The 23,166-nt window shown below is 70.9% G+C and carries 13 protein-coding genes; 3 read left to right on the top strand and 10 right to left on the bottom strand.

From position 1 onward, the window contains the following. Positions 1-34 precede the first annotated feature (34 nt). The 5 genes from VTA80_RS11845 to VTA80_RS11825 all read right to left on the bottom strand — a co-directional run bounded on the left by VTA80_RS11845 (position 35) and on the right by VTA80_RS11825 (position 11,661). Entirely contained in the window at positions 35-6,088 is a 6,054-nt protein-coding gene (locus VTA80_RS11845; RefSeq protein ID WP_407341310.1) for an Ig-like domain-containing protein, read from the bottom strand. A gap of 267 nt (positions 6,089-6,355) precedes the next feature. After that, on the bottom strand, positions 6,356-7,693 hold the full coding sequence (locus tag VTA80_RS11840) for an ABC transporter substrate-binding protein (RefSeq protein WP_407341309.1): 1,338 nt from the start codon (positions 7,691-7,693) through the stop codon (positions 6,356-6,358). 76 nt (positions 7,694-7,769) lie between these two features. Next, complete coding sequence (locus tag VTA80_RS11835; protein ID WP_407341308.1) at positions 7,770-8,690, bottom strand: carbohydrate ABC transporter permease; 921 nt, start codon at positions 8,688-8,690, stop codon at positions 7,770-7,772. Then, positions 8,687-9,610, bottom strand: a complete 924-nt coding sequence (locus tag VTA80_RS11830; protein WP_407341307.1) for a carbohydrate ABC transporter permease — start codon at positions 9,608-9,610, stop codon at positions 8,687-8,689. Before VTA80_RS11830 ends, VTA80_RS11835 begins: the two co-directional genes overlap by 4 nt. After that, positions 9,607-11,661 (bottom strand): beta-galactosidase, encoded by a 2,055-nt coding sequence (locus VTA80_RS11825; RefSeq protein ID WP_407341306.1) that lies wholly within the window; start codon positions 11,659-11,661, stop codon positions 9,607-9,609. The genes VTA80_RS11830 and VTA80_RS11825 overlap by 4 nt, the downstream gene beginning before the upstream one ends. Before the next feature lie 115 nt (positions 11,662-11,776). On the opposite strand from VTA80_RS11825, the gene VTA80_RS11820 reads away from it, so the two are divergent. Continuing rightward, positions 11,777-12,799 carry a LacI family DNA-binding transcriptional regulator gene (locus VTA80_RS11820; RefSeq protein ID WP_407341305.1) on the top strand — a complete coding sequence of 341 codons (1,023 nt, stop codon included), beginning with the start codon at positions 11,777-11,779 and terminating at the stop codon, positions 12,797-12,799. A 206-nt stretch (positions 12,800-13,005) separates the two neighbouring features. Beyond that, the gene (locus VTA80_RS11815; protein WP_407341304.1) at positions 13,006-15,309 is read left to right on the top strand and encodes a putative bifunctional diguanylate cyclase/phosphodiesterase; all 2,304 of its coding nucleotides are present in this window, start codon (positions 13,006-13,008) and stop codon (positions 15,307-15,309) included. A gap of 11 nt (positions 15,310-15,320) precedes the next feature. Here the strand turns inward: VTA80_RS11815 and VTA80_RS11810 are convergent, their stop codons facing one another. Then, positions 15,321-15,761, bottom strand: coding sequence for a hypothetical protein (locus VTA80_RS11810; protein WP_407341303.1), 441 nt, complete (start codon positions 15,759-15,761; stop codon positions 15,321-15,323). A 194-nt stretch (positions 15,762-15,955) separates the two neighbouring features. Between VTA80_RS11810 and VTA80_RS11805 the strand changes: the two genes are divergently transcribed. Then, the gene (locus tag VTA80_RS11805) at positions 15,956-16,969 is read left to right on the top strand and encodes a DUF2804 domain-containing protein (RefSeq protein ID WP_407341302.1); all 1,014 of its coding nucleotides are present in this window, start codon (positions 15,956-15,958) and stop codon (positions 16,967-16,969) included. A 10-nt stretch (positions 16,970-16,979) separates the two neighbouring features. On the opposite strand, the gene VTA80_RS11800 is transcribed toward VTA80_RS11805, so the two are convergent. The 4 genes from VTA80_RS11800 to nuoL are packed head-to-tail and all read right to left on the bottom strand — an operon-like array spanning position 16,980 to position 23,123. Then, positions 16,980-17,978 (bottom strand): polyprenyl synthetase family protein, encoded by a 999-nt coding sequence (locus tag VTA80_RS11800; protein WP_407345762.1) that lies wholly within the window; start codon positions 17,976-17,978, stop codon positions 16,980-16,982. A 5-nt stretch (positions 17,979-17,983) separates the two neighbouring features. Next, on the bottom strand, positions 17,984-19,570 hold the full coding sequence (gene nuoN, locus VTA80_RS11795; RefSeq protein ID WP_407341301.1) for an NADH-quinone oxidoreductase subunit NuoN: 1,587 nt from the start codon (positions 19,568-19,570) through the stop codon (positions 17,984-17,986). Continuing rightward, complete coding sequence (locus VTA80_RS11790) at positions 19,567-21,153, bottom strand: NADH-quinone oxidoreductase subunit M (RefSeq protein WP_407341300.1); 1,587 nt, start codon at positions 21,151-21,153, stop codon at positions 19,567-19,569. Before VTA80_RS11790 ends, nuoN begins: the two co-directional genes overlap by 4 nt. A gap of 11 nt (positions 21,154-21,164) precedes the next feature. Further along, positions 21,165-23,123, bottom strand: coding sequence for an NADH-quinone oxidoreductase subunit L (gene nuoL / locus VTA80_RS11785; RefSeq protein ID WP_407345761.1), 1,959 nt, complete (start codon positions 23,121-23,123; stop codon positions 21,165-21,167). Between the last annotated feature and the right edge of the window lie 43 nt (positions 23,124-23,166).

Below are 23,166 nucleotides of genomic sequence, written 5' to 3'. Positions count from 1 at the left end.
GTGGTCGCGCGAGGGATCGGGCTGAGGAGGGCTTTCACCAGGTGAGTGCCTCGGAGGGCGTGCCGTTGTAGGTGACACGGACCTGCTTGCCGGGATAGCCGAAGTAGGCCTCGGTCTGGTTGGAACCGGTCCCGTCCATCGTGATCGTCCGGCTGTACGCGCCCATCGACAACCAGGGGCCCCTCGTCGTGTCCTCGAACACGACCGTGTAGTTGCCGGCCGGCATGTTCTCCCAGTTGACCTGGAGGTACTGGCACGACGCATGGGTGCAGCCGCCAACCCCGACGGCGCTGCCGAACCTGCTGAGGTACACCCGCGCCGCCGGCGGTGCGGCGGTGCTGGCCGAGGCGGTCGCCTCGCCGCTGATCTGGTTCTCGGTGTCGACCGCGCGCACCCGGATCGAGTGCGTCTGCCCGTACCCGTTGCCGGCCGCGGTCGACCCGCTGGGGGCGACGTCCTGCCACCCGCCGCCGTCCACAGCGATCTGGATCCGCGCGTCCCGCCCGTTGCGGGCAGGCGGGCTCCACGAGAGCACGACGTCGGTCGTCCGGCCGGCCGCGCTTGCGCCCGGCGTCCCCGGCGCACCGAAGGGCGCCACCGCATTCGCGTTCGTGCCGGGCCCGACGTAATCGGCGCCCGCGACGGTCGAGACCGCCCGCGCCCCGATCGTGTAGGTGCCGTTGTTCGGCACCCCCGCGGTGACCCGCTTGTCGCCTGCGAGGTTGGCCCAGCCGCCGCCGTTGACCTGGTACTGGTAGCGGATCTCCCCGGCCGTGGCGCCGTTGCCGTCGGTCGCGCTGAAGGCGAGCTGGACGGAGTTGTTGCCGGGGGCGGCGGACAGGCCCTTGACCGGTCCGGGCGCGAGCACGCCGCGCCGCGGCGCCGACGGTGCGCTGACCGCGGAGACGCCGGCCTTGTTCGTGGCGCTGACCGTGAACGTGTAGTCGGTCTCGGAGGCGTCCACCAGCACGGCCTGGGTGGTCTGCGTGCCGGGGACCGGGATCGTGCGCAGCGCCGCGCCGCCGCGCAGGACGGTCAGCGCGTACTGCGAGACCGCGTCACCGTTGGCGGCCGCGGCAGGCCAGCTGACCTGCATCTGGGCCTGGTTGCCGACGGGGGCGAGGCCCTGCGTCGTGGGTGCGGCGGGCTGACCCGGCACCCCGGCCGGGATCTCGCTCGCCGAGTAGGCGCCCCAGTCGGACGGGTCCGGGGCGCGGTTCACGGCCTGGATGCGCACCCGGTATGGCACGCCGTTCTCCAGGCCGTCCCACACGAGCGAGGTTCCCGTGACGGCGACCTTCTGCAGGGAGCCCGACGGCGGGGCCGGCGAGATCTCCAGCGTCACGGACTCGATCGGCGAACGGTCCGAGTAGGTGGCGTTCGCCCAGCTCACCGTCAGGGTCTTGTCGCCGAAGACGAGGGTCGGCGGCTGCGGGGCGTCCGGCTTGGCGTCGGGCCGGGCGGGGGCGGACGCCGTCGACGGGTCGGAGTCGCCGACCGCGTTCGTCGCGACGACGGTGAACGTGTACTCGGTGTCGTTGGTGAGTCCGTCGAGCGTGCACGTGGTGGCGGCGCACTGGCGCGAGTACCCCGAGGGCGTCGACACCGTGTACCCGGTGATGACCGACCCGTTGTTGACCGGCGGGGACCAGGACAGCACCACGGTCTTGCTGCGCACCTCGACCACGGTCGGGGTGAGCGGCGCCTCGGGACGACCCTGCACGGTGACCATCACCCGCCCGTCGACCTCACGGTCGGCGTCGCCGGTGGCGTCCGCGATCCGGTAGCGGACCACCATGGTGCCCACGAAGTCGTCCGCGGGGGTGATCGCGACGTCGCTGCCCTGGCGGACGGCGGTCCCGGTGCCGGTCTCGACCTGGGCATCAACCAGGTCGAGCGGCGTGCCCGGGAACGGGTTGGCGTCGTTGGCGAGCACGGGCACCACGACGGTGCGCCCCTGGAACGCCTCCGGGACCGCGTCGTCGTTGGCCGCCGCGAGGGGTCGGTTCGAGGCGACGACCGAGATGGTCACCGAGCTGAGGACGGGGTCGGTCACGCCGTCGGTCACCTGCAGGGCCACGGTCGCGATGGTCCCCTTGGGCACCGAGCTGGCCGCGGTCACCTCGAGGTCGGTGCCGTTGACCCGCACGCCCAGTCCGGTGGGGATCGCGCCCGTGACCGCGAACTTCAGCTTGCCGGCGTCGTCGGGATCGGGGTCGCTCGCGTACTTCGACAGGTCCGCGGTCGCGTTCTCCCCCGCGACGACGCTCAGGCTCGCCCCGGCGAAGGTCGGCGGCTCGTTCTGACCCGGGAGCACCCGGATGGGCAGGGTCAGCAGGGCCTTGCGGCCGGCCGGGTCCTCGGTGCTGGCTCCGTCGGTCACCTCGAACGTGAGCGCGGCCGGACCGTAGTACTTGCTGTCCGAGACGTAGGTGAGCGTGTCCGCGTCGACGACCGCGGCGGTGCCGCGCAGCGCGCGCACCGTGCTCGCCTCGGTGATCCGCGCGGACTTCCCGCCGGCCACCACGACGTAGTCCGCGAGGTTCACGGTCAGGGTCTGGCCGCTGATCACCTCGACCTCCTTGAGCCCGCTGACCAGGGTCGGTCGCAGGCTGCTGAGCCCGGGCACGCGCAGGAAGGCGGTCGCGGTCAGGTTGTCGGGATCGGTGACCGTGTACGGGATGACCTGGGTGCTCTCGGTGAGGGCGACCCGCAGCTGGCGGTTCGCCAGCACGGTGGCGGTGGCGGCGCCGCTGGTGACCTCGAGCTCGGTCGCGGCCCCGTCCGGGTCCTCGTCGTTGTCGAGCACCGGCACGTCGACGGTCGTCTTGCCGAGGATGTCCCCCAGGGTGAGCAGGTCGTCGCGCGCGATGGGGTTGCGCAGCGGCGCATCGGCGCGCACGTCGACCGCGAGCGCTGCCATGGACTGCGCGCCGAACGGGTCCTGGATCGTGTAGTAGACGGTGTAGACGCCGGGCTCCGAAGGCGCGTCGAGCACCACCCGGTCGAGCACGACCTTCGGCGTGACGCCCTCGGCCTCGAGGCCGTTCGTGACGAGCCCGATCTGGTCGCCGTCGGGGTCGACGTCGTTGGCCATGACGGCCACCGAGACGGTCCGCCCGGGCCGCACGGTGACCAGGTCGTCGACGGCCTGCGGTGCCTGGTTGACCTGGGGCGCGGGGGCGATGCCGATCAGCACCCGGCCGACGGCCCGCGCGCCGTACGTGTCCTCGACGGCGTAGGTGAAGCCGTCCACCCCGGTCGCGGTCCGGCTTGCCTCGAACTCCATCCACCCCTGGCCGAACGTCACCACGCGCCCCTTGTCGGGCGCCTTGTCGAGCCCGAGCAGGGTCACGGAGTCGCCGTCGGGATCGATGCCGTCCAGCGGGATCGGGATGCGGACGGTCGACCCGGCCAGCACGCGCGCGGTCACCTCGCGCGGTCGCGGCGCGGAGTTCTGCTCGGCGTCCGCCGGTCGGATGTAGATCGTGATCTGGGCGGAGTCGCGCTGACCCTGCGGGTCGACGACCTCGTAGACCGCGTAGACGGTCTTGGCCTCGGTGCCGGCCTGGAACCGCACCTTCTTGTCAGCGGTGAAGATCAGGCCGTCGGCCGGGTCGGGCTGCTCGACGAGGTCGGGTGCGAGGGACAGCACCGCGTTGTCGGGGTGGGAGTCGTTCGCCAGCACGTCGATGGTCACGACGTCGCCGGCGCGCACGATCGCCTCGTCGTCGACGGCGACCGGGGGCCGCAGCGTCGGCGACGCGGGCACGGGCAGCACGAGGACCTCGCCCGTCGCGCTCGTGGTGCCGTTGGAGATCGTGTACTTCACCGTGAGGCGGTCCGTCAACGCCCGGATCTCGCGGATGCGCAGGATCTGGTGGTTGATGAGCTCGACGCTCACGCCGCTGTTGGGTGGTGTCTGGACCGACTGGACGACCAGCACGCCGCCGGACGGGTCGAGGTCGTTCCCGACGACGTCGACCAGCACCTCCCCACCGGCCGGCAGCAGCGCGGTGTCGCGCACGGCCACCGGCGCCGCGGAGCCGTCGGGCTCGGGCAGCACGTCGATCCGGACGAGCCCGAGGGTCGAGGCCGGACCGTCCGAGACGAGATAGGTGAGGTAGTAGACCCGGGCGACGTCGGACACGAACGAGAAGGACTGGGCCTCGTAGTCGGGCGTGACCACCCCGGGCAGGGCCTCGTCGACCCGGACGAGACGCAGGGCGTCACCGTTGGGGTCGGTGTCGTTGCGCAACGGCGTGACCGTGATGGGACGACCGACGATCGTGGTGACGTGGTCAGGCTGGGTGACGGGAGCCTGCTGCCCGGTGGGCCGCACGTCGATCCACAGCGTCCCCTCGACGGGTTCGCTCTGGCCGTCGGACACGAGGATCGTCACGGCCTTGCGGCCCTGCGAGGTGCCGGCGTCCTGGAACGTCACGACGCCGTCCGGGCGGGAGCGGACCTCATCGCCCTCGGTGGTCGCGGTCGCCCCGACCAGGAGCAGGTCGTCACCGTCGGGATCGAGCCAGTTCTCGAGCACGTTGACCTCGGCGGCCTTGCCCTGCTCGACGACGACAATCGTCTCGCGCACCGCAGCCGGGCTCGCGTTCTGCTCCCAGCCGTGCACGGACAGGGTCGCGGTGGCGGTGTCGGTGCCACCCCGGCCGTCGTCGGCCACGTAGTCGAACGATGTCGCGCCGCTGGCGTCCTCGGCCACGGCCAGCTGGACCGCTGCCCCGCCGTAGATGGGCTGCAGCGCGCCGAGCGTCGAGTCGGCCGCGGACACGTCGGCCGTGAGCACGTCACCGTCGGGGTCCGTGTCGTTGTCGAGCAGCTTGAGGATGGTCGTGCGGCCCGGCCGCACCCCGAGGTCGTCGTCGGCGGCCACGGGCGGACGGTTCGGCTTGTCGCGCTCCTGGAGCGGGTCCTTGGCCGTGTCCGGGGTCGCGTCCGGCTTGTCGTCCTTGATGTCCTCCGACGGCAGGACGTCTTTCCAGTCGTCGAAGAGCTCGAAGTTCTGGTCCGCGAGCCAGATCGACCCGGAGGTGAGCTCGTTGAGCACCACCGCGCCGCGGTTGACCCGGTACTGCAGCCGCACGTCGCCGCCCGTGAGCGCGAGCGACTTGACGAGGTCGTCGCCCTTGCCCGCGCAGTCGCGCACGACCTGCCCCGAGCCGCTCCACGCGCCGTAGGCGCACCCGCCCAGGAAGACCGGCGCCGCCGGCTGACCGCTCGCGTCGGCCGACAGGCGCCGCGCCGTCGAGCCGTCGAGCGGCTGGGTGACCAGGGCATCGGCGTCCGCGAGCACGACGGCGTCGGCGGGCGGGCCCGGCTGCTGCAGCGCGATGTCCACCGCGTGCGCGACCTTGACGGCGTCGCCGTTCGGGAGCAGCAGCTGGCCCCCTTCGCGGTCGAGCACGACGGCGTCCGCGCCGACGGCGGTGATCGCGAGCCCCGCGGCCTTCGCGTCGGCCACCTCGAGCGTCTGCTCGGTGACCTCGCCCGGCGCGCCGCGCTCGGTGGTCGTGACCGTCACGAGCGTGTCGCCGCCGACGGCGTGCACGGTGCCGTCCGTGCCCACCGCGAGCACCGCGCCCGCCTCGAGCGTCGCGACGGGTTCGGCGGTCTCGGCCGAGAACGACGCGGCGCCGTCGAAGGGCAGGACCCACAGCGAGCCGGACCTGGGGTCGAGGATGGCGACCGTCCGACCGCCGAGCCCCACCTCTGCCCCCACAGGGGTGTTGGCACTGCCGGTGAACTCCAGGCCCGCGGTGTCGACCGGGCTCAGGGTGCCGACCGCGGTGTCGTGGAGGAGCACCGCGTCGCCCTGCTGCAGCACGTCGAACGACGATGTGCCGGACGTCACGGCGCCGTCGAGCACCTCGGCCTCGTGGTTGAACCGGCCCGCGAGGTTGTCCTGCGACCGCGTGACCCAGACCCCCGAGTCGTTGAGCTCGACATCGGTGCTGGTCATGCCGGGATTGGTGAGGGCGAGCGCGACGAGCGCGGTGGAGAAGATCGAGATGGTGCTGATCGACGCCACGGTGCGGCGCCGACGCATCAGGCGCGGAAAGAATGCCACGCGCCTGACTCCTCCTCCATGATGCACTGCACGATCGCAGATAGACCGTACCCCGCGTGATTGCGGGTTTTCTGGACTCTGCCGGGTCTGTCCCGGTATCGGGGTGCTCTGCGCACCTCGTCCCACCAGGGTTCACCTTAAAGATGCGCGCGGCGGGCCGCGATGGGGAGAACTCCCCGCCCAGGGACGCACGAAAACGCGTGCCGCGGGGACCGAGACCTCGGTACCCGCGACACGCGCTCGGGTCGTGCTGGTCGTGCGCTCGAGCTACTCCTTGACGGGGATCGCCTGCGCCTTGAGGGCCGCGATCGTCGAGTCCTGCCCGGTCGCCAGCGCCTTCGCGAGAGTCCCCTGACCGCTCACCGCGGCCTTGAAACCGTCAGAGACGTCGTTGTAGGTCTGCGTCATCGTCGGTCCCCAGACGAAGTCCGCGGAGACCTCGCCCGAGGCCTGCGCGAACACGTCGTAGATCGGCTGGTCGCCGTAGAACGGGACGCCTTCCTTCAGGACCGGGAGGTTCAGGCCGGACTTGGCTGCCGGGTACAGGTTGGCTGACTTGTTGAGCAGCGTGAGCGACTCGTCTGACGTGTTCAGCCACAGCGCGAACTTGGCCGCCTCGTACGGGTGCTTCGAGCCCTTGAACACCGCGGTGGACGAGCCACCCCAGTTGCCGCTGGCCTTGTCCCCGGCCGCCCACTGCGGCGACGGCGCCACGGCCCACTTGCCGGCCGTGTCCGGCGCGCCGCTCATGATCGAGTTCGCACCCCACGCCGCGGAGTTCCAGGTCCAGTCCGAACCCGTGTTGTAGGCGTTGTCCCACTCGGTCGTCCACGGCGGGTTGACCGAGACGAGGTCGCGGTCGATCAGGTCCTGCCAGTACTCGGCAACCTTGGTCGACTCGGCGCTCGTGAAGTCGACGGTCCAGTCGGTGCCGTTGTTCTGGAACCAGGTGCCGCCCGCCTGCCACACGAGGCCCGCGAACTGGTTGATGTCGCTCTGCGAGAAGTTCGTGATGTACCCGCCCGTGGCGCGCACCTGTTCGGCCGCCGTGGCGTACTCCGCCCAGGTCGTGGGGATCGCGATGTTGTTCGCCGCGAACAGGTCGGCGCGGTAGAACATCGCCATCGGGCCCGAGTCCTGCGGGATCGCGTAGACCGCGTCCTTCTCGCCGAAGTTGACCTGGCCCCAGGTCCAGTCGACGAAGTCCTTCTGGGCGTCGAGGACGCCGTCGCACGCGGCGAGGTCCGTCAGCCCGTCCTGCACGCGGAAGTTCGGCAGCGCGTCGTACTCGATCTGGCCGAGGTCGGGAGCGTTGCCGGCCTTGAGCTGGTTGAAGAAGTTCTGGTAGGTGCCACCGTTGCCGTTCGGGCCGGTCTGCACCGCCACCTGAATGTCGGGGTTCTCCTTGTTCCACACGGCGACGGTGTCTTCCATCCCCGGGATCCAGGAGGTGAACGTCAGGTCGACCTTGCCGGTCGACGGGGCACAGTCGCTCGCCGCCGCCGTCTTGCCGTCACCCGACGAGTCGGACGACGAGCAGCCGGCCAGACCGACCGCAGCGACAGAGAGCAGGGCAACAGTGGCCGCTCGCTTGTTCATGCGCATGATGCGTTTCTTTTCTCTTGGTGGGGACGATCACGCAGGGCCCGGACCGGGCGCGGCGCGCAACTCGGGTGGGGAATCACTTCACGGAACCGGTACCTAGGCCGTTTCGCCAGAAGCGCTGCAGGAGGAGGAACGTGATGATGAGCGGGATGATCGACAGCAGCGCGCCGATCAGGACGTACCCGCGCAGCTCCGGGATCTGGTTCACCTGGGAGTTCCAGGAGTAGAGGCCGAGCGTGACCGGGAACAACGTCTCGTCGCGCAGCATGATCAGCGGCAGGAAGAAGTTGTTCCAGATGGCCACGAACTGGAACAGGAACACCGTCACCAGCGCCGGGAACATCAGCCGGACCGCGACCGTGAAGAACGTCCGGACCTCACCGGCGCCGTCGAGCCGGGCCGCCTCGATGAGCTCGTCCGGCACGCTCGCGGCCGCATAGATGCGGGCGAGGTAGACCCCGAACGGGCTGACCAGGCTGGGCAGGAACACCGCCCAGTAGGTGTTGGTCAGGTTGACCTGGCTGAAGATCAGGAACAGCGGCAGGGCGAGCGCCGTCGCCGGCACGAGCACCCCGCCGAGCACGACGTTGAAGATGACCTCGCGCCCCGGGAACGTGTACTTCGCGAGCGCGTAACCGCACATGCCGGCGATCACCGTCGCGATCAGGGCGCCCGCCCCGGCGTAGAACACCGAGTTGAGCAGCCACGTGAAGTAGACGCCGTCGCGGTACTTGACCAGGTCGGTGATGTTCGCCCAGATCGACATGTCCGCGAACCACAGCGGGTTGGTGCTGGTGAACTGCTTGCTCGACTTCGACGCCGCGACCAGCAGCCACCAGATCGGCACCAGGAAGTAGAGCGTGAAGACCCCCATGACGAGCATGGCGCCCGAGCGGGCGATCGGGTTCTCGCGCGGCCCGGTCGACGACGACGCGGGAGCCTTCCGCGCGCTCCGGCGACCCGTGGCCGGGGCCGGCTGTTCGACCGTCGTGCTCATTTCGCTTCCTTTCGCGCGGTGAACTTCAGGAAGGTGAACGACAGGACGAACGTCGCCAGGGCCAGCACGACCGAGAACGCGGCGGCCAGGTTGAAGTTCGGGATGGACGACGTCGAGTAGACCGTCAGGTTCGGCGTGAACGTGCTCGTCACCGCGGAGCTGAAGCTCCGGAACACCTGCGGCTCGGCGAGCAGCTGGAGCGTGCCGATGATCGAGAAGATCGCCGTCAGGATGATCGCGGGCATGATCAGCGGGATCTTGATCGACCACGCGATCCGCACCTGCCCGGCCCCGTCGAGCCGGGCCGCCTCGTACAGCTCGGTCGGGATCGCGAGCAGCGACGAGTAGATGATCAGCATGTTGTACCCGACGTAGACCCAGGTCACGACGTTGGCGATCGACCAGAGCACCAGGTCGGCGGACATGAAGTTGACGTTCTCGGTGACCGCGCTGAAGGGCGACAGGTTCGGGGAGTACAGGAACCCCCACATGATCGCGGCGATCACGCCGGGCACCGCGTAGGGCACGAAGAACGCGAGCCGGAAGAACTTCTTGCCGCGCAGCAGCGGCGAGTCGAGCAGCAGCGCGAACAGCAGCGCCAGCCCGAGCATGATCGGCACCTGCACCGCGCCGAACGTCAGCACGCGGGCGATGGACCGCCAGAACGGACCGTTCTGGAACACCAGGACGTACTGCGACAGGCCGCCGAACACCTCGCGGGCCTGGCCGAACGTCCCGTCGCGTTCGATGACGAGCATCGACTGCTGGATCGCGTACCCGATCGGCACCAGGTAGAACAGCGCGAACAGCGTCCCGAAGGGCAGCACGAAGGTGAGGATCGCGCGGCGGTGCTTCACGCGGGCCTTCTTCGGCCGGGCGAGCTGGACTGCCGGGGTGGCCGTGATGGCGGGCGCGCTCATGGTGCGGTGTCCTCTCTGACGACGCGCACGGCTCCGGCCGGCACGCACAGCTTGGATTCGACGGCGACCCCGGTGAGGAGCTCGTAGCCGACGGCCGGGATCGACACGTCGCTCGATCCATGGTTCAGGACGAACAGGTAGCTGCGGTCCGCGTCCGCCCGGCGGACGACCTCGACGGTCCCGTCACTCTCCGGTCCGAGAGGGATGACGCCCGCGCCGCGGGAGACCGTGCGCATCAGGTCGCGCAGCGCGCCGGGCTCGAGCGCGGTCGCGAGGTACCACGCGACGCCGGCGCCGTGGGTGGCGCGGGTGATCGCCGCCGTGCCGGGCAGCGGCCCGTCGACATAGCGGGCGATCGCCTGGGCCCCGCGGGTGCGGAGCCGTTCGGTCCACAGGGCGGCGGTCGCACCCGAGTCGAGGGTGACGCGTTGGTCGGGCAGCAGCGGCGAGAACTCCTCGACGGTGATCCCGAGCAGGTCGCGGAACGCGCCGGGGTACCCACCGAGGCGCACCCGGTCGTCCTCGTCGACGATCCCGCTGAAGAACGTGACCAGCGCGTGCCCACCGCGCTCGACGTAGTCGGCCAGCCGGGCCGCCTGGGCGTCGGACACCATGTACAGGCCCGGCACGACGACGAGCCGGTAGCCGCTCAGGTCGGCGTCCGGAGACACGACGTCCACGGTGACGCCGAGCGTGTGCAGCGCGGCGTAGGTCGCATGGACCTGGTCGAGGTACGAGACCGCATGGGTCGGGCGGGACTCGCCGTCGGCCGCCCACCACGATTCCCAGCTGAACATCACGGCGACGTCGGCCACGACCGTGGTGCCGACGATCTCGTCGAGGCGGTCGAGCGTCGCGCCCAGGTCGACGACCTCGCGCCACAGCTCGGTGTCGGTACCGGCGTGCGGCACGAGGGCGGAGTGGAACTTCTCCGACCCCTGCTGCGAGGCGCGCCACTGGAAGAAGCAGACGGCGTCGGCGCCGCGCGCCACGTGCGCGAGCGAGTTGCGGATCATCTGGCCGGGCGCCTTGGCCAGGTTGTGCGGCTGCCAGTTCACCGCGCCGGTCGACTGCTCCATCAGCAGCCAGGACTTCCCGCCGGCGAGCCCGCGGGTCAGGTCAGCGGCGAACGAGAGCTCCGTGGTCGGGTCGGCGAGCCGGTTGTCCAGGTAGTGGTCGTTGGCCACGACGTCGACCTCGGGGGCCCAGGTCCAGTAGTCGAGGTTGCGGATGTGCGCCGTCACCATGAAGTTCGTCGTCACCGGCGCCGAGGTGTGCTGCCGCAGCACCTCGACCTCGCGCCGGTAGTAGTCGAGCAGCTCGGCGGAGCTGAAGCGGTGGAAGTCGATGACCTGGCTCGGGTTGCGCGTGGACAGGGTGAGCCGCGGGGTGCCGATCTCCGCCCACTGCCCGTACTGCTGGCTCCAGAACGAGGTGCCCCACGCCGCGTTGAGCGCCGCGATCGTGCCGTACCGCGCCTGCAGCCAGCCGCGGAACGCCTGCGCCGTGTCTTCGTCGTAGCACAGCGCGTTGTGGCAGCCGAGCTCGTTCGACACGTGCCACAGCGCGACCGCGGGGTGGTGCCCGTACCGCTGCGCGACCTTCTCGACGAGGCGCAGCGCGTGGGCGCGGAAGACCGGCGAGCTCGGGCACCAGGCCTGGCGACCGCCGGCGTTGCGCGTGGTGCCGTCCTCGGCGACCGGCAGGACCTCGGGGTACGCCGTGGTGAGCCACGGCGGCGGCGAGGACGTCCCGGTGCCGAGGTTCACCCGGATCCCGTTCGCGTGCAGCAGGTCGAGCACGGCGTCGAGCGTGGCGAAGTCGTACACGCCCGGCTGCGGCTCGAGGTGCGACCAGCCGAAGATGTTGATCGCGACGAGGTCGACGCCGGCCTTGCGCATGAGCAGGACGTCCTCCTGCCAGACCTCGGGCGCCCACTGCTCGGGGTTGTAGTCGCAGCCGAAGGCGATGCCCTCGTGGACGAACCTCGTCGCCCCGACGGACCCCTGCTGGACTGCTGTCCGCGCGAACATGTGCTCCCCGTCGTTCATCTGTGAACGTGCACAGACCGACGAGCAACAACTCGTCATTGAGTTTCTGTGAACGTGCACAGACTATGAACACCGACCGGCCGCTGTCAACCCTTTCGGGCGATACGGTTAGCCGGTGGCCACCGTCCCCTCTCGCCGAAGACGCGCCACCATCCTCGATGTCGCGGTCGAAGCAGGGGTCTCGCGGGGCACCGTGAGCCGCGTCGTCAACGGTGAGCCCTACGTCTCGGCGCAGGCCCGCACGGCCATCGAGGCCGCGATCGAACGCGTCGGGTACGTGCCGAACAGCGCGGCCCGCAGCCTGGTGATGCAGCGTTCGCAGGCCGTCGGCTTCCTGGTGCACGAGCCGCACTCGCTGTTCCTCGAGGACCCGAACATCGGCGGCATCCTGCTCGGCGCGAACACGGCCCTGTCCCGCGCCGACTACCAGATGGTCTGCCTCATCATCGACTCCGAGCGCGACAACGACCGGGTCGCGCGCTACCTCAGCGGCGGCTTCGTCGACGGCGCCGTGATCGTCTCGGCGCGCGGGCACGACCCGCTCACCCGGATCGTCGCGAAGCTCGGACTGCCGGTCGCCTTCGTCGGCCACCCGCCCGACCTCGGTCCGCTGCCCTTCGTCGGGATCGACAACCGCGCCTCGGCGCGCGCGATCACCCAGCGGCTGCTGGCGACCGGCCGGCGGCGCGTCGCCATGATCGCCGCGGCCCTCGACCGCGACTCGGGCGCCGACCGGCTCGCCGGCTTCCAGGACGCGCTCGGCGCGGCGTTCGACCCGAACCTCGTGGTGAGCGTGCCGCTCTACGCGTACGCGGCGGGAGCCGCCGGCATGCGCGAGCTGCTCGAGCGCGACCCCATGATCGACGGCGTGTTCGCGGCGTCCGACGCCGTCGCGGCGGGGGCCCTTGAGGCCCTGCGCGACGCCGGTCGCCGGGTGCCCGACGACGTCGGCATCGTCGGCTTCGACGACAGCGCGTGGGCCGTGCAGAGCCAGCCGCGGTTGTCGACCGTGCACCAGCCCGCGGCCGGGCTGGGCGAGGCGGCGGCCGAGTCGGTGCTCAGCCAGCTGCGTGGCGAGGCGCCGCAGCTCGGCGGGATCCTGCTCGATACGCCGATCGTGTGGCGCGACTCGGCCTGACCGACTTCTGCTGCTTCGAACACATTTCACCCGGTGGCCGCTGACCTGCCCGAACACCCCCCGCACGCGCCCGGTGAGGCTCGATCGACCGCGCACCGCGCGTCGGCAACTCGGTGATCCGCTCTCGCGGTGGCTCACATCGCCGGGTCGGGGGTCGATGAGCCGGGAAGATGGCGCTTTGCGCAGTTCCGGCGAAGGAGGGCGAGGTGCGCTCGAGCGGGCACGCGACCTACCGCACGATCGTGGTGTGGGTGATGGTCGCGCTCGTCGCCTGGTACACGGGAGCCCTCGCCCTGCACGGCACCGAGTTCAGCCCGCTCGTGGACACCGGCCTGGGGCTCGCGACCGTGTGGCTGCCCGTGGCCGTGTGCTGGCTCGCAGTTGCGCGCGGCGGGCTGCGGCGCACCGAGATCGTGTTCGCCGCCGCCGGGGTGACCTCGTTCGCCGCCGGGGACACGTTCTACGTCGCCTCGCTCGCGGGGATGCTGTCCGTCCCGGTGCCCTCCCCCGCCGACGTCGGCTACCTGACGTTCTACCCGCTGGTGCTCGCCGCCCTGATCGTGGTGGTGCGCCGCCGCGCTCGGGGCATGGCGTCGTCGATCTGGTGGGACTGCGTGGTGGGCTCGCTCGGCGCGGTCTCGGTCCTGGCGGTCGTGCTCAGCCCGGTCGTGGACTCCGCCCTCGCCGGTTCGCGGTTCGTCGCCACCGTCATCGCGGTCTCCTACCCGCTCTGCGACCTGCTCCTCGTCGCGGCCGTCGCCGGGATCGTGACCCTGCCCGAGCTGCGGAGCGGCAACCGGTGGGGGCTGCTCTTCGCAGGTCTGGCGCTCTTCACCGCCACCGACGTCATCTTCGCCATGCAGACGAGCCTCAACACCTACGAGGTCGGCACCCCGCTGGACGCGGGCTGGGCGATCGGGCTCGCATTCATCGCGTTCTGGGTCGACGCCGCGGCGCGACCGGTCGATCCGACGGCGAGCACCCAGACCCGCGCCGCCCCCCGGGCCCGGGCGCTGATGGTGCCGGCCCTGTCCACCACCGCCGCACTCGTCGTGCTGGTCATGGCGACGCGCGAGCCCCTGTCGGCCCTCGTCGTCACGCTGGCCGGGGTGACGCTGCTCGCGGCGGCCGTGCGCACCCAGATCGCGTTCGTCCAGCTGGCCCAGATGGCCAACCTGCGCCGCCACGAGGCCGTGACCGACCCGCTGACGGGCCTGCCGAACCGGCGCGCACTCAGCGAGGAGGCCCCCGTACGGCTCACGGACGAGTCCCGGCGGCACGCCCTCATGCTGCTCGACCTGGACAAGTTCAAGGAGGTCAACGACAGCCTGGGCCATCAGGCCGGAGACGTGCTGCTCATCCAGGTCGGCGCCCGCCTGCGCGAGCACCTGCGGGCCGGCGACCTGCTGGCCCGGCTCGGCGGCGACGAGTTCGCCGTGCTGCTCGAGGACTCCGGCCACGGCGAGGCCCTGGCTGTCGCGCACGCGCTGCGGGCCGCGCTCGCCGAGACGTTCGTCGTCGAGGGGGTCGCCCTGCACAGCGCGGCCAGCATTGGGATCGCCTTGTTCCCCACGGACGGCACTGATCTGTCGGGGTTGCTGCGCAAGGCCGACATCGCCATGTACCGGGCCAAGACCTCCGGCGACGGCCACCACTTCTACGGCAGCGAGGACCGCGACGACGGGGCGGCGCGACGGCAGACCATGGACGAGCTCCGGACCGCGATCGAGTCCGGCGAGCTCTGGCTGCACTACCAGCCCAAGATCGACCTGCACGACGGCGTGGTGCGCGGCGTCGAGGCCCTCGTCCGCTGGCGTCACCCCACCCGCGGGCTGCTCTTCCCCGAGACCTTCCTGGCGCTCGTCGAGGAGGCCGGGCTGATGCCTGCCATGACGCGGGTAGTGCTCGAGCTGGCCGTCGACCAGGCCGCCGCCTGGTGGGCCCAGGGCGACCGCCTGACGGTCGCGATCAACCTCTCGGCAAGCTCGCTCGTCGACGCGGACCTGCCCGAGATGGTCGCCGCGATGCTTGCCGCGCGCGAGCTGCCCAGCGAGGCCCTGCAGCTGGAGATCACCGAAGAGTTCCTCATGGCCAACCGCGACCGGGCCCGCACGATCCTGACCCGGCTGCGCGAGAACGGCGTCCAGATCGCCGTGGACGACTTCGGGACGGGCTACAGCTCGCTCGCCTACCTGCGCGACCTGCCCATCGACGAGCTCAAGCTCGACGCCTCGTTCATCCGTCCGATGGACGAGGATCGACGCGCCGCGGCGCTGGTCGCCTCCACCGTCGTGCTGGCGCACAGCCTCGGCCTGCGCATGGTCGCCGAGGGCGTCGAGACCCAGGCGTCGTACGACCTGCTCGCGCAGATCGGTTGCGACCAGGCGCAGGGCTTCCTCATGTCGATGCCGGTACCGGCGGACGCGTTCGACCGCTGGCTGGACGCGCACCGGACCCCGGCGCCGAGCGCCGAGCCGACCCCGCAGAACAGCCCGGCACCCCTGCCCTGAGCTGGGCCGGTTCAGCCGCAGTCGTCGCAGATACCCGTCGCCGGGAGCGTCATCGAGCACGTCGGGCAGATGGCGGACGGCGCCTCGCGGGCGGCGGTGGATCGCACGGTCGTGGATCGCACCGCAGGCGTCCGCGCTGCCGGGGTCCGCGGGGCCCGGGCGGACCGCAGCGGCGTCGCGGGGTACGCCGAGGCCGGCTCGGTCACCTCGAAGCCGCGCTTGCGCAGGATCGCCACCGCGGCGCTCATGTCGCTGCCGAAGGCGTCCGACGTGGCGAGCCGCCCGGTGGCGAACCGGTGGGCGACCCCGAGGATCGCCCGGGAGTCGTAACTTCGGCCCTCGTGGACGAGCGGGTAGTCCCGGGCGAGCTCGAAGCCGTACACCTCGAGGAACACGTCCGCGCCACGATCGTCGCACTCGGCGATCGCCCGGAGGATGTGCAGTTTTGTCACAGAAGAGAACGTGGCCACGCCGCAGGATATCGACGATCGGGACCAGGTCCGTCCGCGGTCGGGGCGGCAAGGACGCGTGGGCGGGTTCGCAGAGCCGCGGACCCGGACTTCACTAGGCTCGCGCCATGACACGCGGGGGTACACACGCAGGCGCATCGCAGCCGGTTCGACCGGAAAGTTTCGTGCTCGTGCCGGTGAGCGACGTGCCCGTCGACGCCCATGAGCTCGACCAGCCGGTCGACCTGCAGCTCGCGAACGGCACGCTCAACCCGGCGGCGGTCGGCTGGACCCGGACCCCGCTGCACCGCACCGACCGGGTCGGCCACGTGGCGCGACGCTGGGGCCGGGCCAAGCGGTGGGAGTACTGGGCCCTGATCACCCCGACGCACGTCGTCGGCGTGACCGTGAGCTCGCTGGACTACGCGGGCCTCACCCAGGTCTGGGTGCTCGACCGCGCGACCGGCGAGGAGGTGGACGAGGTCGTCGTCGTCCCGCTGGCCCGCGGCACCCACCTGCCCGCTACCCACGGCACCGGGCCGGCGACCGTCCGCACCCCCCGCGCCGCGGTGCGGATCACCGACACGCCCGCCGGGACCCGGCTGCGCGCCGCCACGGCGCGGGTCCGTCTGGACGTGCTCGTCCCGTTGCCGACGGGTCACGAGCGGCTCGGCGTCGTCGTGCCCTGGGACCGGCGCACGTTCCAGTACACGCTCAAGGACGTCGGCCGCCCCGTCACCGGAGCGCTGCGGGTCGACGGCCGCACCCACGAGCTCAAGACCGGCTGGGCGACGCTCGACCACGGTCGCGGCTACTGGCCGCGCGAGCTCGCCTGGAACTGGGGGTTCGGCGCGGGCGTGGTCGGTGGGCACACGATCGGGCTGCAGCTCGGCGGGCGCTGGACCGACGGCACCGGCTCGACCGAGAACGCCCTGGTGGTCGACGGACGGCTGCACAAGCTCCGCGAGGAGCTCGTGTGGTCGTGGACCCCCGGGCGCTGGACCGACCCGTGGCACGTGCGCGGCGACGCGGCCGATCTCACCTTCACCCCGTTCTTCGACCGGGTGTCGCTGACCGACCTGCGCCTGGTGCGCTCCTCGACGCACCAGTGCTTCGGCACCTGGACGGGCTGGGTCAAGGACGACGACGGCGCCCGGTGGCAGGTCGACGGCATCGAGGGCTCCGCCGAGGACGTCGAGCAGCGCTGGTAGGTCCGAGCGGTCAGGACGCGCGGTCGACCAGGGCGTCGGTGAACGACAGCAGCGCGTCCTTGACCGGCCCCGCGGGCAGCGGATCGAGCTCGGCGACGGCCTCGCCGGCCCACTTCACGGCGAGCGCCCGGGTCTCGGCAACCACCTCGTGGTGGCGCAGACCCAGCACCGCCAGGTCGAGATCGGCGTCGGCCGTCAGGTCGGAGTCGAGCAACGCGACGAGCTCGCGGTCGGCGGCGAGCGCGTCGGGCCGGGCGGCCCGCGCGCGCAGCAGCAGCACCGGCATCGTGGCGACCTGCTCGCGCAGGTCCGTGCCCGGCGTCTTGCCGGTCTCGGCCCCGCTCGCGGAGAGGTCGATGACGTCGTCGGCCAGCTGGAACGCGACGCCGACCTTCTCGCCGTACTCGGTGACGATGCGCACGACATCGGGCGGGCAGCCCGCGAACATCGCCCCGAACCTGGCCGAGGTCGCGATGAGCGAGCCGGTCTTGTCCGCCAGGACGCGCAGGTAGTGCTCGATGGCGTCCTCGCCCTCCTGGGGTCCGACGGTCTCGTGCAGCTGGCCCAGGCACAACCGTTCGAACGCGGCCGCCTGGATCCGGACGGCTTCGGGGCCGAGACCCGCGACCGTCGCCGAGGCGCGCGCGAACAGCAGGTCGCCCGTCAGGATGGCGACCGAGTTGCCCCAGACCTCGTGCGCCGCCGGGGCGCCGCGGCGCAACGGCGCGGAGTCCATGACGTCGTCGTGGTAGAGCGTGGCAAGGTGGGTCAGCTCGACCACGACCGCCGCGTCCAGGACCTCGGGCCGCCGCCCGTCGCCGAGCTGGGCCGCGAGCAGCGTCAGCATCGGCCGCAGCCGCTTGCCCCCGGCGTTCACCAGGTGGCGCGAGGCGGTGTCCGCCAGGGCGTCGGCCTGCGCGACGGCGTCGCGCAGCCGCTCCTCGACCAGCGCGAGCCGGCCGGTGAGCAGCTCCGCCAGCGCGGGGTCGGTCAACGGGAGCGAGGTCATCGAGGTCACGGGATGAATTTAGCTGCCTCGCCCATCAGATCGAGCACCGGCGACGGGAACACCCCGAGCAGGACGGTCAGGATCGCCGTCACCGCGATGGCCACCGTCGTCATGCCCTCGGACCTCACGACCGTCACCTCGGCGCCAACGTGCTCACCTGGGCGCGGCGCGTCCGTGAAGAACATCAGCACGATGATGCGCACGTAGAAGAACACGGCGATGGCGGAGGCCACCGCGCCGGCGATCGCCAGCGGCGTCGCCCCGCCCTCGACGGCCGCCGAGAACGCCGTGAACTTCGCGATGAAGCCCGCGGTCAGCGGGATGCCCGCGAACGACAGCAGGAACAGCGAGAACGTGACAGCGAGCCACGGGTGCTTCTTGCCCAGCCCGGTCCACTGCGCCAGGTGCGTCGCCTCGCCGAGCACGACGCCGTCGGGCCCGACCTCGCGCACGAGCGTCACGATCGCGAAGATCCCGACCGACGCCGCGCCGTAGGCGAGCACGTAGAAGAGGACCGACGTGATGCCGGCCTGGTTGAGCGCCACGACGCCGGTCAGGATGAACCCGGTGTGCGCGATCGCCGAGTAGGCGAGGATCCGCTTGACGTCCGTCTGCACGAGGGCGACGAGCGTTCCGACGGCCATGGTGATGAGGACGACGGCCCACAGCGCGGGGCGCAGGTCCCACACGATGGACGGCACGATCACGTAGACCACGCGCAGCAGCGCGCCGAACGCGGCGGCCTTGGTGCAGGCGGCCATGAACCCGGTGATCGGCGTCGGGGCGCCCTGGTACACGTCCGGGGTCCACGAGTGGAACGGCACGGCACCGATCTTGAACAGCAGCCCGACGAGCACCATCGCGACACCCGCGAGCAACAGCGGGTCGAGACCCACGACCGTCGTGGTGGCCGCGGCGATGGCGTCGAGGCGGACCGAGCCGGCGAAGCCGTACAGCAGCGCGACGCCGAACAGGAAGAACGCCGACGCGAACGCGCCGAGCAGGAAGTACTTCATCGCGGCTTCCTGCGACAGCAGCCGACGACGACGCGCCAGCCCGGAGAGCAGGTACAGCGGCAGCGAGAGCACCTCGAGCGCGACGAACATGGTCAGCAGGTCCCCGGCGGCGGGGAAGATCATCATGCCGCCGGCGGCGAACAGCACGAGCGGGAAGACCTCGGTCTGCTCGAGCCCGGCACGCCGGGAGAGCAGCTCGTAGTCCGACCCGGGCACCGCGGCGGCCGAGGGGGCGAACGCGTTCTCGCCCGTCTCGGTGCGATCGGCGATGACGAGCAGCGAGATGAGCGTGAGGGCGGCGACGATGCCCTGGATCACCAGCGCGGGCCCGTCGATCATGACCGAGCCGCCGACGACGGCGGTCCCGCCCGTGTCGGCGACCCCGGCCCACAGTGCGGAGACGGCGATCAGTGCGCCGGCGGTCGCGACGAGCGCGAGCGCGAGCTGCACGGTACGGCGCACGCCTCGAGGCACGAAGGCCTCGACGAGCACCCCCACCACCCCGGCACCCAGCACGATGATGATCGGTGCGAGCTGCGCCCAGTCGATCTGTGGCGCGGTGAAGCCCCCGGTCACTTCGTGCTCCCCTCTTCGGTGCCGGCGGTCTGTGCGCCCGAGGAGACCCGGGCTTCCGTCACGGCATTAGGTACGTCCTTGACCCCGACCAGCTCGAGCGTGATCGTGGCCGGCTCGCGCACCAGGTTGATCGCCGGTGCCGGGTAGAACCCGAGCACGAGCATCAGGGCGATGAGCGGCGCGACCGCCCACTTCTCCCGACCGGACAGGTCGGGCATCGTGGTGAGCTCGGGGTTCACCGGGCCGGTGAACACGCGCTGGTAGGTCAGCAAGATGTAGAGCGCGGCGAGCACGACGCCGGTCACCGCGACGATCGCGGCCGGGCCGGACCGCGAGTACGTGCCGATCAGCACGAGGAACTCGCTGACGAACGTCGACAGGCCCGGGAGCGACAGGGCCGAAAGGCCCGCGACCAGGAACACGCCGGCGAGCACGGGGACGACCTTCTGCAGCCCGCCGAAGTCGGCGATCTGCTGGCTGCCGCGCCGCGCCACGAGGTAGCCGGCGATGAGGAACAGCGCACCGGTCGACAGGCCGTGGTTGAACATGTAGAAGGACGAGCCCTGCACGCTGACCGACGTGAACGCGAAGATCCCCAGCACGATGAAGCCGAAGTGCGAGACCGACGTATACGCGATCAGGCGCATCAGGTCCTTCTGGCCGATCGCGAGCAGCGCGCCGTACAGGATCGAGATGAGCGCGAGCACGATGATCACCGGCGCGGCCCAGCGGGACGCGTTCGGGAACAGGGGCAGGCACAGCGTGAGCATCCCGAAGGTGCCGACCTTGTCGAGCACGCCGACCAGAAGAGTCGACGTGCCCGCCGGAGCCGTCTCGGCGACGTCGGGCAGCCAGGTGTGCACGGGCCACATCGGTGCCTTGATGGCGAACGCGAAGAAGAACGCCGCGAACATGAGCCGCTCGGTGGTCACCGGCAGGTCGATCGCGACGAGGTTCGCCGTGAGGAAGCCCTGCGGCCCGCCCGGGCCGTTGAGGTACAGCGCGATGACCGCAACGAGCATCACGAGACCACCGGCGAGCGAGTAGATGAGGAACTTCACCGCGGCGTACCGGCGCTGCAGGCCCCCGAAGGAACCGATGAGGAAGTACACCGGGATGAGCATCGCCTCGAACAGGACGTAGAAGAAGAACACGTCCCGGGCAGCGAAGATCGCCACCATGAAGGTCTCGAGCACGAGGATCAGCGCGACGTAGTGCCGGCTGCGGTCCGCGTCGGCGGCACCCCCGCCGCCGTGCTCCTTCCAGGCCGCGAGCAGCACGAGCGGCGTGAGCACGACCGAGAGCAGGATCAGGAGCAGGCCGACGCCGTCGACCCCGACGGCGTAGCTGGTCCCGATCGCGGGGATCCAGTCGTGCACCTCGGAGAACTGGTGCGTGCCGGCGATCGCCGTGTCGAACGAGAGCGCGACGACGGCCGCGAGCACCAGTTCCACGAGCGAGACGCCGAGGGCGATGTGCCGCGACCAGGCGCGGGCGGAGGCCGGCAGGGACCACACGACCGCGGCACCGACGAGCGGCAGCACGATCAGGACGGTGAGCCAGGGAAATCCAGCGGACAGCATGTGAATATCCCTCAGATCCGAGTGGCCAGGACGGCGGCGACGAGGGCGACCAGGCCGAACGTCATCGTGGCTGCGTACGAGCGGACGTAACCGGTCTGCAAGCGTCTGGTGACCTCGCCGAGCCGGACCATGGTGTGACCGAGCCCGCCGACCGCGCCGTCGACGACCTGACGGTCGGCGTACACGAGCGATCGGGTCAGGTACTTGCCGGGCTCCACGAGCAGCCCGTCGTTGACGTCGTCCTGGTAGAGGTCCTTGCGGGCCGCCCGGGTGAGCGCCGTGCCGACGGGCGGGACCACGGGGACCGTCGCCACGGCGTACTGCCGGTAGGCGAGGAAGAGCCCGACCGCGACGAGCGCGAGCGTCAGCGTCATGATGAGCCAGACCGGCAGCACGGGCTCGTGCTCACCGGGGTTCCCGGTGACAGGCGCGAGCCAGTCGGAGAACATGTTGCCGATGCTGAGCAACCCACCGAGCAGGGCCGAGCCGACGGCGAGCACGATCATCGGGTAGGTCATCAGGCGAGGCGACTCGTGCGGGTGCTGCACCGGAAGCTTGGACAGTGCAGTCCCGGGGGCCGACGTGTGACCGTCGTTCCAGCGCTTCTCTCCGAAGAACGTCATGAAGAACAGGCGCGACATGTAGAAGGCCGTGATCCCGGCACCGAGCAGCGCGACCGAGCCGAAGACCCAGGGCTGCCAGCCCTCGCCGACGAACGCGGCCTCGATGATCTTGTCCTTGCTCCAGAAGCCGGAGAAGGGCGGCACCCCGAGGATCGCGAGCCAGCCGAACCCGAACGTGATGTACGTGATCTTCATGTACTTGCGCAGGGCACCGAAGTGGCGCATGTCCACCTGGTCGCCCATGCCGTGCATGACCGAACCGGCACCGAGGAACAACCCCGCCTTGAAGAAGCCGTGCGTGACGAGGTGGAAGATCGCGAGCGCGTAGCCGATCGGGCCGAGGCCCGCGGCCAGGATCATGTACCCGATCTGGGACATGGTCGACGCCGCGAGGGCCTTCTTCAGGTCATCCTTCGCGCAACCGATGATCGCCCCGAACAGCAGCGTGATCGCGCCGACGATGACGACGACGAGCTGCGCGTTGGGCGCCCCGTCGAAGATCGGCCCCGACCGCACGATGAGGTACACGCCGGCGGTCACCATGGTCGCGGCGTGGATGAGCGCCGAGACCGGCGTCGGGCCGGCCATCGCGTCGCCGAGCCACGACTGCAGCGGGAACTGCGCCGACTTGCCGCACGCAGCGAGCAGCAGCATCAGGCCGATCGCGGTCAGCGTGCCCTGGCTGACGCCGTCCACGCCGCCGAGCACGGTGGAGAAGTCCACCGCGCCGTAGGTCGCGAACATGAGCATCAGCGCGATGAGCAGGCCGAGGTCACCGATGCGGTTGGCGATGAACGCCTTCTTGGCCGCGACCGCGTTGGCGGTGCTGGTGAACCAGAACCCGATGAGCAGGTACGAGACCAGGCCCACGCCCTCCCAGCCGACGAACAGCAGCACGTAGCTGTCGGCGAGCACGAGCAGGAGCATCGCGGCGATGAACAGGTTCAGGTACGCGAAGAAGCGCCGCCGGTCGACGTCGTGCTCCATGTACGCCACGGAGTAGAAGTGGATCAGCGTGCCCACGAAGGTCACCAGCAGGACGAACGTCAGCGACAGCGGGTCGATCTGCAGGCCCGCCTCGACGTTCAGGTTGCCGGCGGGGATCCAGCTGAACAGGTGCAGGTCGATGACGCGGTCGGCCGCGGGCCGGCCGAGCACCGCGATGAACATCGCGAGGCCGACGAGGAAGCTCGACGCGGAGGCGACGACGCCGAGCCAGTGGCCCCAGGCGTCGGCACGTCGGCCGATCAGGAGCAGCACCGCGGCGCCCGCGAGCGGGAGGGCCACGAGCAGCCAGGCGAGGGAAAGGAGACCGGATGCCGGGACGGAGGCCGTGGAGAAGGCCACCGCGGCCGGAAGTTGGGTCGCGATCGAGGAGGTCACGTGCGGC

The sequence above is a fragment of the Pengzhenrongella phosphoraccumulans genome (genome assembly GCF_045689905.1).
In the GTDB taxonomy this organism is placed as follows: domain Bacteria; phylum Actinomycetota; class Actinomycetes; order Actinomycetales; family Cellulomonadaceae; genus Pengzhenrongella; species Pengzhenrongella phosphoraccumulans.
Note: the sequence above shows the minus strand (reverse complement) of the source record. Positions and strands in the feature narration are given on the sequence as shown.

What these genes read in the sequence shown, in the direction of transcription:
- VTA80_RS11825 (WP_407341306.1), bottom strand. Translation starts at nt 11,661, where the DNA reads ATGAACGACGGGGAGCACATGTTCGCGCGGACAGCAGTCCAGCAGGGG.
- VTA80_RS11835 (WP_407341308.1), bottom strand. Translation starts at nt 8,690, where the DNA reads ATGAGCACGACGGTCGAACAGCCGGCCCCGGCCACGGGTCGCCGGAGC.
- VTA80_RS11800 (WP_407345762.1), bottom strand. Translation starts at nt 17,978, where the DNA reads ATGACCTCGCTCCCGTTGACCGACCCCGCGCTGGCGGAGCTGCTCACC.
- VTA80_RS11840 (WP_407341309.1), bottom strand. Translation starts at nt 7,693, where the DNA reads ATGCGCATGAACAAGCGAGCGGCCACTGTTGCCCTGCTCTCTGTCGCT.
- VTA80_RS11790 (WP_407341300.1), bottom strand. Translation starts at nt 21,153, where the DNA reads ATGCTGTCCGCTGGATTTCCCTGGCTCACCGTCCTGATCGTGCTGCCG.
- VTA80_RS11830 (WP_407341307.1), bottom strand. Translation starts at nt 9,610, where the DNA reads ATGAGCGCGCCCGCCATCACGGCCACCCCGGCAGTCCAGCTCGCCCGG.